The sequence below is a fragment of the Rhizobium sp. 25PS6 genome, assembly GCF_032464655.1.
Taxonomy (GTDB): Bacteria; Pseudomonadota; Alphaproteobacteria; order Rhizobiales; family Rhizobiaceae; genus Rhizobium; species Rhizobium laguerreae.
Genome location: NZ_JAWDIV010000003.1, coordinates 138281 through 155468, shown reverse-complemented (window position 1 = coordinate 155468; position 17188 = coordinate 138281). Strand labels below are relative to the sequence as shown.

13 protein-coding genes and 3 tRNA genes are annotated in these 17188 nt (G+C 56.6%); 5 read left to right on the top strand and 11 right to left on the bottom strand.

Going from position 1 to position 17188, the window contains the following annotated elements:
• Positions 1–195: 195 nt before the first annotated feature.
• Together RWK44_RS05415 and RWK44_RS05410 are read right to left on the bottom strand one after the other, a co-directional pair.
• A tRNA-Arg gene (locus tag RWK44_RS05415) sits at positions 196–272 on the bottom strand.
• 57 nt (positions 273–329) lie between these two features.
• Entirely contained in the window at positions 330–635 is a 306-nt protein-coding gene (locus RWK44_RS05410) for an ETC complex I subunit (RefSeq protein WP_131642223.1), read from the bottom strand.
• Between the two features lie 634 nt (positions 636–1269).
• Between RWK44_RS05410 and RWK44_RS05405 the strand changes: the two genes are divergently transcribed.
• Positions 1270–1346: transfer RNA gene (locus tag RWK44_RS05405), tRNA-Pro, on the top strand.
• A 62-nt stretch (positions 1347–1408) separates the two neighbouring features.
• Here the strand turns inward: RWK44_RS05405 and RWK44_RS05400 are convergent.
• Positions 1409–1897, bottom strand: coding sequence for a DUF192 domain-containing protein (locus RWK44_RS05400; RefSeq protein ID WP_168281808.1), 489 nt, complete (start codon positions 1895–1897; stop codon positions 1409–1411).
• A gap of 2 nt (positions 1898–1899) precedes the next feature.
• Positions 1900–2478 (bottom strand): cold-shock protein, encoded by a 579-nt coding sequence (locus RWK44_RS05395; RefSeq protein ID WP_012757289.1) that lies wholly within the window; start codon positions 2476–2478, stop codon positions 1900–1902.
• A 195-nt stretch (positions 2479–2673) separates the two neighbouring features.
• Here RWK44_RS05395 and gloA point away from each other — a divergent pair, with 195 nt between their 5' ends.
• The 3 genes from gloA (at position 2674) to RWK44_RS05380 (ending at position 4620) form a co-directional block, all read left to right on the top strand.
• Positions 2674–3114, top strand: a complete 441-nt coding sequence (gene gloA / locus RWK44_RS05390) for a lactoylglutathione lyase (protein ID WP_012757288.1) — start codon at positions 2674–2676, stop codon at positions 3112–3114.
• A 175-nt stretch (positions 3115–3289) separates the two neighbouring features.
• Positions 3290–4348: a YcbK family protein gene (locus RWK44_RS05385; RefSeq protein ID WP_410056132.1), complete on the top strand. Its 1059-nt coding sequence runs from the start codon at positions 3290–3292 to the stop codon at positions 4346–4348.
• A 197-nt stretch (positions 4349–4545) separates the two neighbouring features.
• Positions 4546–4620: transfer RNA gene (locus RWK44_RS05380), tRNA-Glu, on the top strand.
• Here the strand turns inward: RWK44_RS05380 and RWK44_RS35035 are convergent.
• From RWK44_RS35035 to RWK44_RS05365, 3 genes are all read right to left on the bottom strand, one after another.
• The gene (locus tag RWK44_RS35035) at positions 4580–6154 is read right to left on the bottom strand and encodes a recombinase family protein (protein ID WP_410056131.1); all 1575 of its coding nucleotides are present in this window, start codon (positions 6152–6154) and stop codon (positions 4580–4582) included. The two genes, RWK44_RS05380 and RWK44_RS35035, sit on opposite strands and share 41 nt — an antisense overlap.
• Before the next feature lie 178 nt (positions 6155–6332).
• Positions 6333–6707: a hypothetical protein gene (locus tag RWK44_RS05370; protein WP_130761849.1), complete on the bottom strand. Its 375-nt coding sequence runs from the start codon at positions 6705–6707 to the stop codon at positions 6333–6335.
• Between the two features lie 714 nt (positions 6708–7421).
• Positions 7422–8045, bottom strand: a complete 624-nt coding sequence (locus RWK44_RS05365) for a PhzF family phenazine biosynthesis protein (protein ID WP_316028502.1) — start codon at positions 8043–8045, stop codon at positions 7422–7424.
• Positions 8046–8890: 845 nt separating this feature from the next.
• On the opposite strand from RWK44_RS05365, the gene RWK44_RS35030 reads away from it, so the two are divergent.
• Positions 8891–9340 carry a recombinase family protein gene (locus RWK44_RS35030; protein ID WP_409999395.1) on the top strand — a complete coding sequence of 150 codons (450 nt, stop codon included), beginning with the start codon at positions 8891–8893 and terminating at the stop codon, positions 9338–9340.
• 216 nt (positions 9341–9556) lie between these two features.
• On the opposite strand, the gene RWK44_RS05360 is transcribed toward RWK44_RS35030, so the two are convergent.
• From RWK44_RS05360 to zorA, 4 genes are read right to left on the bottom strand one after another with little or no spacing between them, the layout of a single operon-like run.
• On the bottom strand, positions 9557–12652 hold the full coding sequence (locus RWK44_RS05360) for a DEAD/DEAH box helicase (protein ID WP_316028501.1): 3096 nt from the start codon (positions 12650–12652) through the stop codon (positions 9557–9559).
• A gap of 8 nt (positions 12653–12660) precedes the next feature.
• Positions 12661–13968 carry an EH signature domain-containing protein gene (locus RWK44_RS05355; RefSeq protein ID WP_131646022.1) on the bottom strand — a complete coding sequence of 436 codons (1308 nt, stop codon included), beginning with the start codon at positions 13966–13968 and terminating at the stop codon, positions 12661–12663.
• Complete coding sequence (locus RWK44_RS05350; protein WP_131646023.1) at positions 13965–14963, bottom strand: OmpA family protein; 999 nt, start codon at positions 14961–14963, stop codon at positions 13965–13967. Before RWK44_RS05350 ends, RWK44_RS05355 begins: the two co-directional genes overlap by 4 nt.
• A complete protein-coding gene (gene zorA, locus RWK44_RS05345) occupies positions 14963–16993 on the bottom strand; it encodes an anti-phage ZorAB system protein ZorA (RefSeq protein ID WP_316028500.1) in 2031 nt (676 codons plus the stop codon). The genes RWK44_RS05350 and zorA overlap by 1 nt, the downstream gene beginning before the upstream one ends.
• Between the last annotated feature and the right edge of the window lie 195 nt (positions 16994–17188).

The window sequence follows — 17188 nt, the reverse complement described above, 5'->3', positions numbered from 1 at the left end:
AGCCAGAGCCGACCAGGCACACCCTGCAGTGGCTCGTCGACAAATGCCGGCCATTACACGCGGAAGGCTGATAAGCGGAAGCTCGCGATTTTCGGGGGCTGCTAAACTAAACGAGAACAGCCTAACCCCTCAACCTGATCCGATGAGGGTTTCGATCAATGAAAATGATGCGAAAACAAATGGTTAAAAAATGAATGGCGACCCCTGCAGGAATCGAACCTGCGACAACCTGCTTAGAAGGCAGGTGCTCTATCCAGCTGAGCTAAGGGGCCGTCCGGCGGCCGCGTCTCACGAGCGCGACCGGATGCGGCATATCTGGACCAGAAATCTCAATGCGTCCAGGGCTGCGTGCGGGTATAGCGGAAATTGTCCGGATAGGCGACGACCTGGCGGACCGGATCCTTCGGTGCGATGACGCGGTATTCGATGCCGTTGCGCTGGGCGTAGGCTTCGGCGAGTTCCTGCGTTTCGAAGGTGAGCTTCACCTGCTGGCGCATATCGCCCGAGGAAGTGTAGCCCATGATCGGATCGATCTTGCGCGCCGACTCCTGATCGTATTCAAGCACCCAGAGATGGGTGTTGGCCTTGCCGGACTGCATGGCGGTCTTGGCTGGACGATAGATCTTGGCAGACATGACTGCAGCGTCTCCGACTATGCGGGCAAGCGCCCGCCTTTCATGGTCTCAATCCCGTTGCCGGCCCGTTCTCGGGCCTTGGCAGAGAATAATGCCAAGAGATGAATTTTGCTTAGCCGCGAATCCCCGCTTTTTCAAGAAAAAAGGCGGTGTGCGACACGCCTGCCGACTCCGTTCGCATGACGGCCGACACCGCCTCCCCTTCAAATCCGGTGATTGCCGGCGGATTTCGCAATATTTCCGCTTGTTTCACCTTGTGATCATAACCTGATTGCCGCTGCCTTCCCTCGGCACTAGTTTACGGCTCAATCGATTTCAGTGGATTTGCAGCTCATGATGAGACGTTCGGCGGAGTTCAATGCCATTGTGATAGGCGCTAGCATCACGGCGTTCTTCTACGTTGCCATCAGCTACGCCCAATATATCGGCCTGATCGCCCACGGCTAAGGGAGCCCTGTGCTGACGTACAATTGCGCCAGACAGACCGAACTCGTGCGCCCGGCAAGCAGGCTGGCGACCTATCAAGATTTTTCTGTCTTGCATCCACAGGTCCTGCGAGGAATCTTCGGCCAGAGCTGGATTTATGGGTTGCGACGGCGAAGTGAACCGTGTATCTCCCCTGCCATTCACGGCACGGAGTGTAGCGCAGCCTGGTAGCGCATCTGGTTTGGGACCAGAGGGTCGGGAGTTCGAATCTCTCCACTCCGACCATTCAAATATCCCGATATTGTTGAATTCCTTGACAGGCGCACCCTGCTCGTGGTCGCGCGCCGTCACTTCGCCTTCTTCGTCGTCGTGGCGCTGACGATCCTGTCGCCCGGCTTGATTCCGAGTTTGGCAACGATGCCGGCGTTGAGTTCGACGACGTATTTCACCGCGCTCATCGAATCGATGATGTCGCGTGAATAGGGCACTGCCTTTTCCTTGATGTGGCGGATCGTGCCGGTGTCGTCTGCAAAAAGCATATCGAGCGGCAGGATGGTGTTTTCCATCCACATGGTGACGCGCCGCGGCTGGTCGAAATCGAAGATCATGCCGGCATCATCGGCCATCGTCTTGCGAAACATCAGGCCGCGGGCGCGCTGATCCGGGGTCGAGGCGATTTCGACGGTGAAATGCAGCACCTTGCCCGTAGCGGTCTGGATGAGCAGCGGCTCCTTGTCGAACCGTATCTCCTCGTCAGCCAAAGCCGGCAGCGCGACCATGAAAAAAAGCGCCAATAAGGCGCTTCTGATGGCATCAAATAGGATTAGGCCGCGCATGTTCAGTGCGACCGGCTTGCCGGGCTCGGAACGTCAGGATGGATCTCTGCGGCCATCAGGCCCTTTTCGCCGTCGCCGAAGCGGACGAGGACCACCTGGCCGGGGCGCAGTTCCGTCAGGCCGAAGCGGCGCAGCGTTTCCATGTGCACGAAGATGTCTTCAGTGCCCTCGCCGCGCGTCAGGAAGCCGAAGCCCTTGGTGCGGTTGAACCACTTGACCAGCGCACGCTCGAGGCCGCTCGTCGCGGTGACCTGCACATGGGTGCGCACCGGCGGCAGCTGCGAGGGATGAACCGCGGTCGACTGGTCCATCGAGAGGATCTTGAAAGCCTGGTAGCCGCGCTCGCGGCGCTGGATGAGGGCAACGATGCGCGTTCCCTCAAGGATCGTCTGGTAACCGTCGCGGCGCAGGCAGGTTACGTGCAGGAGAACATCCTGCATGCCGTTGTCGGGCACGATGAAGCCGAAACCCTTGGCCACGTCGAACCACTTGACGACGCCGGTGATTTCAACAAGATCGACCGCCTCTCCTGATAGCTCGTCGAGGTCGGAGTATTCGTTCGATGAAATCCTGTCAGCCATTGTCGCCAGCCCCTCGAATACGCGTCACACTGTTACGGTTAACTGATTCTTGAAATCAAGATTAACATCTTGGTAACGGATAAGCGCAAGTCCTAGTTTTCGGTTATTCCCAGGTGCACATTTTATAAAGATGACTTGCCCGAAGCTGACCTCGGCTCGCCGAAAAAAGCTAGCCCCAATAAAGGAGTAAATAGAATGCGTTATCTTCATACAATGGTGCGCGTCAAAGACCTCGACGCCTCACTCACCTTTTACACTACGCTTTTCGGGCTGGAGGAGATTCGCCGCCACGAAAACGAGAAGGGCCGTTTTACCCTGGTTTTCCTGGCTGCTCGCGACGATCTCGACCGTGCGCGCAGCGAAAAAGCTCCCTGCCTCGAGCTTACCTACAATTGGGACACGGAAGATTATAGCGGAGGTCGCAATTTCGGCCACCTCGCTTATGAGGTCGACGATATTTACGCCACCTGCCAAAATCTGATGGACAACGGCATCACCATCAACCGGCCGCCGCGCGACGGGAACATGGCCTTCGTGCGCTCGCCCGACGGCATCTCGATCGAAATCCTGCAGAAGGGCAGCCCGCTTCCGGCCGCCGAACCCTGGGCCTCGATGGGCAATACCGGCGCCTGGTAAGGGTTTTCGCCGCAAGGCTTTTGCGAGGCTTGCGGCTTTTTCGATTTCGGGTCTGGCCGGCGCCTCGGCGCTTGCCGCGAGCCGACGCCGCAGGCAATCTCCTGACGACTCGAAGCGGAATAGAAGCGTTTTCGTTTATTTTCCGCATTCAACTGGAGACTGTCGCTTGCGTAAGATGCAAATGCGGATGCCCGTGACGGGCGCTTTGCTGATCGCCACCTCGATGCTGGCGCTGTCCGGTTGCGCGTCGGACAAGAAGGCACTCGATTCGGCGGTGGTGGTTCCGACTGTGCCGGCCGCAGCACCTGAGCTGGCCACGGCAGCGCCTGCAAGCCCTGCCCCACGTTCGGTCTATACGGATCCCCGGCTCGTCAACATCTCCGGCGTCCAGGGTGCGCCTCAGGTCGTGGCACAAGACCCGAATGCAGCCGTCCCGCCCGCCGGCTCGGCAACGGCGGCGCCCGCCAATATTGGCGGACTCGTCCTGCAGTCGACCCGGATCAATGCGCAGGCGATGAGCATCTTTTCCGATCACCAGCCGGCGCCGCAGAACAACAGCACGTCCACCGTCATTCAGCCGCAGGCCTATGTGCCGGTGGAAGGTGCAGCACCTGCGCGAAGCAGCGTCTACAGCCAGCCGCCCGTGCCCACACAGCCGGTGGAGCCGGTGCTGCCGCAGCAATCCTCGCAGAATAGCAGCACGCAGCTTGCGCCCGTGCAAACGGCGTCGCTGGCGACGGCCAGCATTCCGGCCTCGACGATGAACGCGCTTTACAGCGCGCCAAAGCAGAACCTGCTCGGCAGCCTCTCCGGCCTGCTGCACAAGGCGGCGCTGCCCGGCATGACGCGCATCGCGCCGAACGGGCTGCATCTTCAGAACGACAAGGTCGAGGTCGGCTGCTTCAAGCCCGACCTGCTGAAAGTGATCAAGATGGTCGAAAGTCATTTCGGCAGGCCGGTCATCGTCACCTCCGGCTACCGTGACGAAGAGCATAACCGCCTCGTCGGCGGCGCCGACGAATCGATGCACAAGAGCTGCGAGGCGGCCGACATCCAGATCGACGGTGTGACGAAATGGAATATCGCCACCTATATCCGCTCGTTGCCGGACCGCGGCGGCGTCGGCACCTACTGCCACACCGATTCGGTTCACCTCGATACCGGCAAAACCCGTGACTGGGACTGGGGCTGCGGCGGCAAGCGCGCACCGATAACGACGGCAAGAGCGATCTGACGGCCGCGCGATTTTCGCATTACGTTACGGAAACACCGCCTCGTCTCGTTAGAGAAACAAGCGGCAGCCTATTGATTCAGCTTCAATAATCAGCTTCTCGAACACACTCGGATTTCCTGTCATTTTTTTGAAAGAAAACCGCAATTCCGCTTGCGGGATTCAAAACGCCTGACTATAAGGGCGCCACCACGAAGGAAGCGCCCTTCGTCTATCGGTTAGGACACCAGATTTTCATTCTGGGAAGAGGGGTTCGACTCCCCTAGGGCGTACCATCTCTCCGTTCACACTCGAGATGCTTGCTAACATCTTGAAAGGTATAGTGGTATTTGCGGTTCGATAGCCGTATTTCAGCGAGTACCGAATTGGATCGGCGAACACCAGCCTGAGTACGGCCCTTTTAAATGGCAGATTTCCATTTTCGTAGATATTCCAAGGACTTGATAATAACGCGAGCGCTGGTTCGATAAAATCATCCAGTTTACGTGTCGGAGGCGAGATTCGATCGACTTTTTCCTCAAGAAGCAGCTTCTGACGTTCGAGCTTCTCGATCTTTCCTTCATAGGCTTTTATAACTGTATCGCTTGCCGTCTCGATAATTCGTTCGAGCAAAGTCTGTATTTGCTTCTCGACGCCCCGGACCTGATTTTCCAACTCGCTTTTGTCACGGATGGCTTCTGAGGCCCGCATTTTCCAAGCGTCAGTAAACATTGCTTTTGCCAGACCATAGAGCTCTTGCGTAGGCTGGAGGGTGCGTAATAGTTCCGCAAACCCGTCCTCGATCTCGTCACGCCGGACTGACTTACGACAGCATTCACAACCCCGTGTATCACAAAGATAGTATGGATAGTGTTTCGAGCGCCCTTTCGACCAGCCGGCTGTCATTGGCTGACCACAATCATCGCAAAGGACAAAGCCGCGCAACGGGAAATCCTCATTGAGGTCCTTGCGCACGGCAGCCGTCGTTCCTTCGTGCAGGCGCATCTGGATTCGCTCAAACGTCTCCAGGCTGATGATTGGTTCGTGATGTCCTTTTCGCCGCGACACACCCCACTCGGGAAATTCGACGTAGCCGGTATAGACAAGATGCGATAACATGCGCTCAACCCGCGAAGAGTACACTTCGCCGCGGGCATTTTTGGGAAAACTGGGCTGCGCCTCTAAGAACCGCTTGACTTCCCCATGTGACAGAAAACGCTTAGATGCAAAGCCCTCCAGAGCTTCACAGACAATGGATGCGACAGGCTCTACGCGAACCAGAATTTTTCCACGTCCTCTTTCGGCCGCATACTTATACCCGAGCGGTGGGGCGAACACTGCAAAACCCATTTCAAGCCTTGCTATCATCTTCTGGATGACTTGACGACGGTTCGCTGACCTTTCGAGTTCCCCCGTCGCGGCGACTATAGTCTCCAAGAACTTACCCTCAGGGGTGTCCTCCAACATCAGGTTCAAGCACTCGATCTGTGCTCCGAGTTTCTCGAACTCTCGGCGGAGCTTCATATGAAACTCTACGTCTCGGGCAAATCGCTTCAGGTCGTCGAAAATGACGACGTAGCTCTTTTTAGGCTGAGCGGCGAGGTAACTAAGGAGTGCGACCATTCCAGGCCGCTTCATGAAATCACCACCGCCTGACGCGTCATCGGGGAAAACGGCCTCCACCTCGTAGCCCTTTTGATCGGCGTATTGGCGGCAACGATGCTCCTGACTTTCTAGGCCACTCCCTTCAGTCTTTTGTCTCGTGCTGGATACGCGGCAGTAGACGATCGCTTTTGGGGTGCGGGTCAGCTCTATGCTTTTGTTTTTCATTGTTTGCCTCCAAGACGTCCACCGGAGACTGCTTCGACCTTGTAGCCGCGTACCTCGGCAAATTTTCGGCAACCCTGCTTCTGGTTCTCTGAGCCGCTCTCCGCATCCTGTATGGAGCTAGACATGCGGCAGTATATGATGGCGTCCTTGGTGCAGGCTAGCTCATTGCTTTCTTGATTCATTTTTTGCTCCCAGGCGGACGAAGACGTTGGTAAGTGTGCAAAGCCCGACTTCCCGAGCTGCCCGTATCGCGAGCCGTCTCCGGTTCGACTGCGTCACCTGTGGAGTTTGACGCATAGGCGCTCTGGGCGGGGTGAACGCCGAAACCAAGCTCGACGAATGTCATCACGATCAACCACAGAGACTGCATAACTTCCTCCTTCTGGGAGGGACTCAGTTCTGTGCCTTCTAGCCAAAACTGATACCTATCCACATCCACGGTAACGACTGGCCGCGCCGATCCAGCGTGGCCACCAGCAAGAGAGAATTCAGCAGCGCAGTTCTCGCTTTTCCCCTTTTGCCGGGATGGGTTCTGTCCGTCGTCCGTTTTCATGCATCGCTCCGAAAATCGTTACAGGCTTAGGAGACTGCGAAATGGGATTCCAAACTGATCGGCACCGCTTGATACTGACACAATTTATTGATGCGTAAAGCGGACTAATTATGCGATGGAACCAGACGTTTTAATCGCCCCTGCAACGTAAAATTCATTTACAAAGTTAGCAAGTTGGCGTCTTTCAATACTGAAAATAAAAAACGTCATGTGAAATTTTTTTTCATGTCAAAGACTTCAACCTGAAATATCCATCACGACAATGTGATCCACCGTTTTCCGCGAACGGCGAATTGCTGCATTCAGAATGCAGCCTCGCGGCAGCGAACGTGACCAGCCGCATTTGAAGTGGTGTCCTGTTCCGGTTTGCTCCTGGATCGCGCCCTGGTGGAAGTTCCGGCTCTTCACCTTCAGCGTATCGATATGCAGATCGGGATTTTACCCCGAGTCCGAAACTATGCCGAGCCCACCAATTATCGAGGAACTTTCAGTAGGCAAGAAAGCGCCGATTGCAGTCATCGGCCTCAGGTCGATGACTGTCTTAGAGGATAGCTTTTCCGTTTATGCAGGTAATGACATTGCCGCCAACCCGAATATCTTCAGATTTGAGCCGGACATGTACCCGCCCTGACCTACCCAAGACCGTCCCTTGCGCAGCGATGTATGAAGGCGGGGCGAGATTTGCGGAAATGAGCCATTTTGCCAAACCCGCATTTAGGTACCAGTGACTGGGTCTTCGTAACCAGCGGCGGTGAAGGCGCGGACCTCGAAATCCACACCATCGACGTCCCCCAAACATGGTGCAATCAGGCCTACCCTTAGTCCGGAAATACTCTGGTAGTTCGGACGGACACGTAGGACATCGTCTCTGCTTTTCAGGAGCAAGGCCATCCAACCGGGACCGTTGTCTACCCAACTCGCATCGACTATCATCTCAGGTGACAGACTTAGACCGCTCATAACTCGTTTCATTAGATCGTTATCGATATGTCCAGTCTTGATCAAATCTGGAGCCAGAAATGAGAGGATATCGCCGTCTCTTCTGATCCGGATCAAACCCGCCTGACATTCCTGGATGACAACTGGCTGCTTTGGCTTTCCGCCCAAGGTCAGCCATGCGTGGCAGCTACCCAAAGTCGGGTGTCCGGCAAAGGGTAGCTCCTGATGCGGCGTGAAAATTCTGACGCGATAATCAGCATCCGGGACCGTCGGCTTTAGGAGGAAGGTCGTCTCGCTTAGATTGGTCCAGTTGGCAAACTTGGCCATCGTTGATGTATCAAGATCGTCCGCATGCCTTTCGGAGTAACGGATGCAGACAAAGATTTCCGCTTCCGGCATACCCGGTCTTCCAAAGCGTTCAAATTATGCCGAGCTTTTAATCCTTGATTACCGGCGACGCCGGAGCAAGCTCCGCTCGAGAACGAAGTCGCGCCCGTGGTGACGCTGCCTGTTCCTCCGCGACCACAGCAGACCTCGGGAACGCGCAGCCTGTCTCCGAGCAACCGCAGAACACGACGCAGACGGTAGATCAGGCCAGTGACGCGGGAGACCGGAGCGGAGCGCAGCTGCGGTATTGCCAGCTTTCTTTGCGGCCTGCGAGCGCCTAAGCATGTCCGCCAGTGAGGACCATGCCACCAAGCCTTTGACGATGGCGATTAGTCATAGTCATAGTCGAAGCGATTGCAACCTATAGACACGACGCGCGTCGCCAGGTTTCGGCTCGTCCTAGAGGTGGGAAACTCGAGGTCTCAAGATTCGTGTATCGCTGGATTTACCCTACTGAGACTTTTAAATCTACACGACAAAAAACTCAAGACTCCATATGAAAGTCAATGACTTATTGACTCATGTTCACTTTTTATATTAGGATCACAAAACATACGCCCGGGCAACGGCTCGAACTGGGAATGGTCGACCATGACAGGGCCTTCGTCAGATTTTCTAGGAATGCCTTGCCTCCTGACGAGGCGAGCCTTTGACACCGGGCGGCGATCGAACACCAATGGTGCGAAGAACGCGTGCTCTGTTAGAGAAAGCGCAATCTATGAGTGGCGCTCGACATTCACATTGTTTGCGCCCAGCGTTTGCTTGCTTCGGAGCATGAGTGGAATTTCTCGGCCGATGGGCATTCGGGGGTGACTTGGAACAACAGGCGATCATAAGTCTCGAGAACAGGAAAAACTATGCGTGGAGGAAACTGTATGCGCCCTGTAAATGGTCCTATTCGTGCATTTCTTTACGCCAGGTCTGCCGGCGAAACCCAGAGTGCGCCTACCGCAAACGCAGATGCGCAACTTCAGCTTTTACGAAAGCATGCATATGACCGTTCGTTTGTCGTCGTAGGTGAGGCGCGCGACGCTGCGCAATCTGGAGCTTCGCTGTCGAGACCCGGTCTGACATTGGTGATGCAACAGGCTACTTGTTCGCCGTCAACCTTTGATGTTCTTGTGGCCACGGACATAAAGCGTCTCGCGCGAGGCGCGGAGGTATTTCTTGCAATAACCTCTCGCCTAACCGGCGCAGGCATCCAAATCGAAACCGTCGACGGTACATATGAATGGATGGGAGAGGCCGCACGGGAAGCCAATCGGATAGCTCTCCAACAACTATTGCCCTCGACCAAGCGGCGATGAAACATTGAATCTAGTTTGGTTGGGCCATCCGCTGCGCGAGGAGGAAGGGCCCCTCAGCAAATACCTACAAGAATTCTGATCGCTGAATGCGGGCTCCTCGACTACGAGTTAGCCTCGTCTACTCCCCGGCCGCTCAAGATCAAACTGATCCAAGGCGCGTCGATGACCAGCCCTTTGCTCGCCCAAATATCGTTCATGAAAATCTGCCGATCTACTTCAATGGATGGGGTAGGAACCGTCCGCTTCTCGCGGCGGCAATTCCAGCTCATCGCGAGCGAACATGGCCGCCATAGTCTTGCCGAGAGGGTCTGCCTCCGTGCCCAGCCGCTCGGCCGCCATACCCTTCTGAAGGCCCGCAACATCGTCATCGACGTCCCCCATTGGCCACAGTGCCGAACTGGCGAGCCTGCGCTTACGCATCATTAAGCTTTGGAGGAGGCAGTCGAAGGATTGCTCCCGATAACCCTCATGAACGGCCATGGGCAAATGCACTGTAACAGGTCGATTCTGACCGATCCGGTGTACGCGATCGTTGCACTGTTCCTCAACTGCTGGATTCCACCATCGAGACAAGTGGAGGACATGAGTTGCCGCCGTCAGCGTCAGGCCTGTGCCCGCTGCCTTCGGGCCGAGGACAAGCAGGTCGAAACCCTCATCGTTGTCCAGATGGCGCTGGAAACGGTTCACGATCGCTTGACGTTGAGGAATGGGCGTATCGCCATTGATGAGATCGACTCGCGGCAGGCCTAATTCGCTGCGAACCAACTCGATGAAGCGATATTGCATCTGTCGATGCTCTATAAAGACAAGGGCGCGTTCGCCATTCGCTTTGATGCGTTTCAGGATATCCATGGCAGCCTGCAGCCGCGCAGATGACACGACGAACTCGTCGTTGCTTGCTTTGACGTCCAGCGCCGGATGGACGGAAACGCTGCGAATGTGATGGAGCATCTTGAGCTGCGCGCCCATGCCGCCGCGCGCAAGTTTCAGTCGGGCATCGTCGTATGCCAAGGCCTGGACGTTCGGCATCAGACGGGGGTGGATGCGACGGGATTTGGGCGGCAGATCGGTTGCGACCGTTTCCTTCAATCGGCGAACAGCTAGCGGCGGTGTGTCGCCACGGGGCATAAAAACTCTGCTGTGCAACTCGGCCATGTTGCCCTCCTCCGGTTTCGCATAGCGTTGGCGGAAGTCTTTGAGGCTGTCGAGCGATCCCGGTGCCAGCTGATCCATGATTGCCCAGAGATCAACGGTGGCATTCTCGATAGGTGTCCCCGTAAGCCCAATCCGAAAATCAGCATTGATTGAACGGGCAGCAACCGCTCGGAGGCTGACTGGATTCTTCAAGGCCTGGATTTCGTCAAAGACAACGGCGGAGAAGGGTATGCGAGCCAAGGAATGCTGATAGTTTGTCAGCGTCGTATAAGTGGTAAGAAGCCAGAAGCGATGCGCCCGTCCCTCTGCCACGGCCTCATGCAGCGCGCCGAGGTCAAGCTTTGCCTCCCCGTCGTCCGTGTCCTTGCCCTTTGCTCCCATCAGCTTGCGTCCCCCGACGCTCGATCCATAGAGGCGGATGAGATGACCCAGCCCCGGCTCGTGCATGTGCCGGGAGACTTCTTGCTCCCAGTTTTCGAGAAGGGATGTCGGCGCAACAACAAGAACAGGCCCCCTGCTCTGCGCTTGAGGACGAGCCATCACTTCCTTGAGCCAGGCAAGGAAGGAGATAGTTTGGAGTGTTTTGCCGAGGCCCTGTTCATCTGCATTCAGGACACCCGGCAATCCGGCCCTCCACGCGCCGGCCTGCCAGGTGAAGCTTTCCTTCTGATGACCCTTCAAGGGCGTTCGAATGTCATCGGATAGAGTGTCCGGTAATTCGGACATGCGCGGCTTGAGCTTCGCAAGCCATTTGAGATCGTCGTAGTTCACTTCCGTATCGAGAACGAATGGACCCACCTTTTCTGGTTTTGCCTCGTCCTTGCCACCGTCGTCGGTGTCGTCTGACACCATCCGCTCATCGATGAGTTTCACCATTTCCGGTCGAGCGGGAACCTCTAAACCCTCGAAATCCACCGTCGATCGCCCGGCCTCGATTGCATCCTGGACGCGCTCGCGCAAGGTCTGCAGCTCGGCAATGCCCTGCTTGTCTAGTATGTCGATCAGGCGCGCACTGAAGTCCTCCGGTAGCCAGCTTGTTCCGCTATCCTCAAATTCGCCGAGACCTGGCTTTTCATACTTGACGACGCCAGTGACCCGTTCGGAAAATTCACGTGTTTCGACCAGCACGGGACCGACCGCTGACTCGATGGCTTCCTGCTCGGCCTGCGGTGACAAACCGTCCAGTTGCCCGGAAGAACGGAGCTGCGCCTCCATCGCTTCCGTTACTCTTGGCAAAGGGTTACGGATGAAAGCGCGCCGCTCCTCGGGTGCTGCTTTTTGCATTTCAGCCATGACTGCAAGGGCTGGCGACGCCGACCGTTCCACCACCACATAACGACCGGGAGATAGTCGATAGGCCGGTAGCGCGCCCCTTCCCCTCACCAAGGTCTGGAAGCGCTGCAGGTCTAGTCCCTGGACCTCGCTCATGGACTCGGAAACCTCCGAGGCTTCGGTGCTGCCGTGTGCCTCTAAGGTATCCCCCGAGAATGGGACGACGTCGAAATCCGCCTCCCCCTTTGGCGAGAGTGAAAAGCGGTCGACGAGTCGCACCTCGAGACCGCTCAGAAAATCTGTCATCGAGATGCGCGCCGCCTCGTCCACGGCTCCGCCGACGGCACCGGGATCAAGTGCCTTGCGGAAACGTCCGAGCGCCTCCCAATCGGCGGCATCGTTTCCATCCGGCCGGTAAGCGTCGGCGATCGCGATTGCGTCCAGCATCCACACAGGAATTCGGCGCAGACCGTTTGCTGTTTCAAGGATGGCTCCAGTCCGACGTGGCATTTGCCGCTGACCATTACGCGACCATTCGTATCTAAGCCGGAAACCTGACGAACCGACAATTCCCTCAGCATCCGTCTTCAGCGTTATGTCCACCAGAGGCGGCAGACCGAGTACAGCGGCCGTTTCACCAGAGACAGACGCAGCGATACGATGCGACATCACGATGCGATCAGAATCGATCGAAAGCTGTTCGTCGAGCGTGTCCGCTGCCGCACGCAGATCGGCGATGGCATATGCCAGCGAGCGTTCGTCGGAATTCAGGTTCTGGAGATCAAATTTGACACTACGGCGCACTAACCGATGCAATAGACCTGCTCGCTCGCTCTTTGCGGAAAGGGTGATTGCATCGGGAGAGAATGAAGCGTCCAAGTCCATGTTTTCACCTAGATGTGTTCCAAGACCCAACTCTGCCAATCACCATTGTGCGATTTCACATTGGAACCGGGTATGACCCTGACTGCCTCACAATCGTAACGCCACTGGTAGAGCGTGGGCGCTCGCTGGTTGGACTCGTCGAAAATGTGGACCTTATAGCTATGAGAGCCCTCTACAACGATCTTCCTGCCGATTTTCAGTATGAGCAGTGACGTATTCGCGCGGCCGTAACCCGCCGTTTGCACGCCGAATCGCAACGTCCCCTTACCTCCCGCCCCGCGTCGCTTTGCCTCCTTCGCCGCAGAATCGCTGAATGCAACCCAGGCCGCATCAATGCGGCCACGTTCATGCAAACCGAGCCAAAACTTCCTTCGAGGCACCCACATGTGGCTGTCTTCCACTTCCGATACGACATCAAGGAAGAAGCGGATGTTTTCCCCTGTTAGCCAACGCAGGATTACCGTCATCCTGTCTTCCGGTACCGCCGACCAAGCGCCGCCGCGTTGGACACGAGGGTCACCGTAAATACCGATGATGTTTTCTGTCAGATAGCGAAGGTCGCCGGGCGGCGGCGAACGCTTCACCCAGTGTCCAAGCAGGGCCGCAATCGCCTCGCCGGCGCCGGTCGTCTTCGCCTCTCTGCCCTCCGGCTTCAACCATTCGATCAGCCGCTCCATCTCCACGCGTTGATCGAGATGCGGCTCGATCTGCTTCACATAAGCCAGGTGGACGGCATTCATCAGACCTGGCGCATGGGGGCTGCGGATACCGAGCTTCTGCAGACCGGTCCAGAGGTCGTCCATCGACACCATCTGTCGCGCGACAGCATCGGTCACGGCATCGGGCGAGAGCATCTCAGGGATAGCATCAAGCATCATACGCCATCGAGCTCCCAGACGCCCCGTCACTGCCGACAATGCACCAGCCAATTGCCACGTGTGTTCAGCGTTGGCATCAAAACTGTCCATGTAAATGGAAAATATTCCACCGAGAAAACCAGCCCGGGTCGAGGCGCGCGTCTCGCTGTAATAGAAATCTCGCACCCCTGCCAAATCACGTCTTGTGCGCCGATCCTCGTCGAACAATGCCCTGCCGGCGCTGGTGATCAGCGAAAGCTTCGTGTCCTCCCAGTCGCTACGCTCCAGTTTGTCCCGAACCATGGCTACTAGTTTTTCGCGATCTTTCTCGGGTGGGTTGGCGACGACATCCGGCCAGCGGGATAGAATTCGCTCTGTCCTGGATACAAGTGAGTTCAAAGCCGGCAAGGCGGGCCCGGCGAACTGACGGTGCTGGGAGAGGCTCTTGCTGAGGGTCAATTCGCGATATCCCCGGAGCTGTCTTGCCTCAATGCCTGCCGAATGCGGTCGATTTCGGCCGACTGGCTTGGTGTGTACATGATGATTCGGAGGTCGACGCGGCGGTTCGTATCGCGCCCTTCCTTCGTCGAGTTATCCTTAACGGGCCGCATTTGCCCGTACCCCGCGACGGACAACACGGGTTGATGTCGGAAGTTCAAAAATTCGACTAGCTCGCCAGATTTGCTGAGAATTGTGGAAAAAGTGCTGTTCGCGCGATTGGTGGACAGAGCCAGGTTGGCCGTAAAGTCACCGGTTGAATCGGTATGTCCCTCAATCTGCAAAGCTTCTATAATCGCATTTCCGGGATTGCATTCAGCCGTCCAATTCGAACGTGGACCGATCGTGTAGCAAGGCAAAATCTGCGACAGCCTAGTCGCAACAGTTTCCACGATTGCCCTCCGATCGGGACGCAACGTCGATGATCCGGTTGCGAATAGGCCGTCACCCTGGAAGCGTAAAGCGTCGGTTTCCTCACTGATGACCACCTCGAGATCAGGAAAATCGATCTTCAGCTGATTGCGTAGAGTTTCGAGAATTCGACGCCGCTCAATCGCCGACGTGGCCAAGTAGGCTTCAAGCGGGTCGACTTTCTTGAGCTTTTCAAGAGCCTCTCTCATCTCCTTGATCTCTGCCAGTAGCCGCGCGATTTCAGCCTGTAACTGCTCGATCGTCGCCTGCTTCTTGTTCACCTCCTCACGCAACGACGAGATTGTCGCCTCATGAGCAGCGATGATTGTCTGCAGGCGAACGATGTCCTGTCGAGCTTCGTCCCTCTCCCTCGTCACTTCTTCGTGTATCGGCCTGGGTACTGTGTCTTTCTCGCTATATTGCTGGGCAAAGTAGGCCAGCAAAAGGATGATGATGAAAAGGAAACTGACGGTCATGTCCGTCATGGAGACGAATGCGCTCTCCTCCTCTTCCTCTCGGTAACGCATCCGGAAACCGCCGCGCATCAGGCTCTCCGCGACTGGGGAGCGAATTGCTCGGCCTGTTCAACGATTTCGCGCATGGTATCCAGAGCAGGGTTTAGCCTGTTCTGCAGATCGCGTACGTGACCGAACATGCCCTGGACGGCCTTCTCCACATTCTCCGTGTAGAGATCGAAGGCTTGGCCGAGCTTTCCGTCCATTTCATCAAGGCGGTCGCCTTGCCCCTTTAGACGTTCCAACATCACGGAGACGCCGCCCAACGCGCTTTCAATGGATTTGGCCTCCGCCTGGAGAATTTCCTGCGCAGCGGCAAGAGCAGATGCAGCGGACTCAGCGGTCGCCTCCGCAGACCTCGACACGGTGCTCGCTGCGTGTTGTGTGCTGTCGGTAAGTTGCCGGATCGAACCTTCCATTCGATCCACGACGGCTTTCACTGGAGTGACAGCCGCAACAAGCGAGCTTGCCGCTCCGTTGAAGGTACCCGCGGCCTTTTCCGAAGCATCGGCACCAGCCCTCACCCCGTCGGCCATGCGTCGCATGTCCGACGTACCTTCATTCAACTGCTTGACCAGTCCCTCCAACTTGCTGCCTATCTCAGCGAGAGGCGCGAGCAAGCCGGCGCCGGCCTTTTCGGAAACCTCTCCCGCGACCCGAGCAATTTCCTCGCTCGTACGGCTGAGGACGTCAGCTACACCCTTCCCCGCATCCCCAATAGCCGAGCTTACCTGCTGGCTGGCGAGCCTCATGCGCTCTTGAGCGGCTTCCGTTCCGGTCCGGGCTGCAGACTCTATCTCCTGCTTGAAGGATTGGGCCGCCTGGCGCATGTCTTCGGCGGCGGCCGACATAGCGCGCGCGCCTTCGCCGGTATTGTCGCGAATACCTTCGAGCGTCCGGTTCATGACCGCCAGCAGCTTCTCTGCGCCCTCGTTGAATGTCCCTCCGGTAACCTCCGCCGTACTCATGATTGCCGAACGGAGGTCTTCCACAGCCTGGGCTACGCGCTCCGTCACGCCCTCCATTTCCGACCCTATCCGCCCCGAGCTTTGATCGAGCCGATCGGCAAGGAAGCCAAGCCGTTCGCCCGCATCAGAAATCTTCTGGCTGGCCTCGGTCAGCGCGATGCCGATGGAATCTGTGAGCTTGTCCGATATTCCAGACACCATGTCTCCGACGCCCTCCGCGCCGAGTTTGCCCACTTTCTCCACGATCGGGGCCATGGCACCGGCGATGGAGCTTTGGATTGCCGCCGGCAGCTCTTCCCTCAAAGGGCGGCCGATTTCAGCAACCAATTCCATTCCGATCAAGCGGAAGTGCTCGCGCTGCTCACGAGTTGCCTTCAACTGTTCGGCAGCAAGCGCTTCCAGACTGATGTAGGTGAGACGCTGCTCAATTGCTGCGCACAATTCATGGATCGACTGCTCTAATGACCCGTAGATGCTTCGAAGAAGTATCGTAAACACGATAGAGCAGAAGAGCCCCGTCAGCGACATGATAAACTTTGCGGAGGCCACCGACAGCAACTGTCGCATCACGCCGCTATCGATCTCTGCACCCTGTGCCATCGTAGAGAGCGCAGCGATTAGTCCCAGGAATGTCAGAAAAAGCCCGACCGACACAAAAAGCCCGGGTACGATGCGCCAAAACCCGACCCCAAAGCCTAAGTCCTCCGGATTGAGAAACATGGACGGTCGGACGGCATTACGAAGAACAACCTTGCCGCCTTCTTCGTGAGGTACAAGCGTCTCCTTATATTTCTCCCAGGCAGCCGCCAATTGCCGGCGGTATTTGTTTATGCTCCTTTTTTTGATCGAAGCGGACACAAGGTCAACGTCTCGGCTAAAGTCTGCGCCTGTAGGGCTGTTCTGAATTTCTCGCCTGAGCCACTGGACTGCTTTTCGTCGCCGAAAGACTTCCTGAAAGAAAGCTGCAGTGAAAATCACCAGAAGAACGACGATCCCCAGAGCGACAATACCCGGAGCAGCCGCATCTTTTACAAGATAATTCGCCACACCAAGAATCGAGGTAACGACAAAACTTCCAATTTCCTGAAACACTTAAACCCGTCCCCAACCACTACCCATGAGCGGTAGCGGATTGGAAACTATGCGAGGCATGGTAGTTCAATCAAGCGCGCCAATGCGGTTTGCCCGCAACTCCACAAGATTGAACTACGTTGTGATTTATTTGCACAATTTGTGAAAGAGCGCCCCATCTGCGTTTTGAAGCGAGGCAATGCTTACGACATGGGA